The 1,327-nt window shown below is 57.0% G+C and carries 1 rRNA gene; it reads left to right on the top strand.

Features of this window, described 5'->3' with window-relative positions:
• Positions 1-54: 54 nt before the first annotated feature.
• Positions 55-1,327: ribosomal RNA gene (locus KV205_RS35915) — 23S ribosomal RNA — on the top strand; the annotation flags it as partial.

Genomic DNA, 1,327 nt, shown 5'->3' on the forward strand with positions numbered 1-1,327 from the left:
GTGATGGGTGGCTGGTCGTTGCTTGAGAACTACACAGTGGACGCGAGCATCTGTGGCCAAGTTTTTAAGGGCGCACGGTGGATGCCTTGGCACCAGGAACCGATGAAGGACGTGGGAGGCCACGATAGTCCCCGGGGAGCCGTCAACCAGGCTTTGATCCGGGGGTTTCCGAATGGGGAAACCCGGCAGTCGTCATGGGCTGTCACCCATGCCTGAACACATAGGGCATGTGGAGGGAACGAGGGGAAGTGAAACATCTCAGTACCCTCAGGAAGAGAAAACAACCGTGATTCCGGGAGTAGTGGCGAGCGAAACCGGATGAGGCCAAACCGTATGCGTGTGAGACCCGGCAGGGGTTGCGCATGCGGGGTTGTGGGATCTCTCTTCTGTCGTCTGCCGGCGGCAGGACGAGTCAGAAACCGTTGATGTAGTCGAAGGACATGCGAAAGGTCCGGCGTAGAGGGTAAGACCCCCGTAGACGAAACATTAGCGGCTCGTTTGAGAGACACCCAAGTAGCACGGGGCCCGAGAAATCCCGTGTGAATCTGGCGGGACCACCCGCTAAGCCTAAATATTCCCTGGTGACCGATAGCGGATAGTACCGTGAGGGAATGGTGAAAAGTACCGCGGGAGCGGAGTGAAATAGTACCTGAAACCGTGTGCCTACAAGCCGTGGGAGCGTCGGATGCAGCTTGCTGCATCTCGTGACTGCGTGCCTTTTGAAGAATGAGCCTGCGAGTTTGCGGTGTGTTGCGAGGTTAACCCGTGTGGGGAAGCCGTAGCGAAAGCGAGTCCGAATAGGGCGGTTCAGTAGCACGCTCAAGACCCGAAGCGGAGTGATCTAGCCATGGGCAGGTTGAAGCGGAGGTAAGACTTCGTGGAGGACCGAACCCACCAGGGTTGAAAACCTGGGGGATGACCTGTGGTTAGGGGTGAAAGGCCAATCAAACTCCGTGATAGCTGGTTCTCCCCGAAATGCATTTAGGTGCAGCGTCGTGTGTTTCTTGCCGGAGGTAGAGCACTGGATAGGCGATGGGCCCTACCGGGTTACTGACCTTAGCCAAACTCCGAATGCCGGTAAGTGAGAGCACGGCAGTGAGACTGTGGGGGATAAGCTCCATGGTCGAGAGGGAAACAGCCCAGAGCATCGACTAAGGCCCCTAAGCGTACGCTAAGTGGGAAAGGATGTGGAGTCGCAGAGACAACCAGGAGGTTGGCTTAGAAGCAGCCACCCTTGAAAGAGTGCGTAATAGCTCACTGGTCAAGTGATTCCGCGCCGACAATGTAGCGGGGCTCAAGCGTACCGCCGAAGTCGTGTCATTGCAGC

The sequence above is a fragment of the Streptomyces sp. SKN60 genome, from assembly GCF_026236535.1.
Lineage (GTDB): Bacteria > Actinomycetota > Actinomycetes > Streptomycetales > Streptomycetaceae > Streptomyces.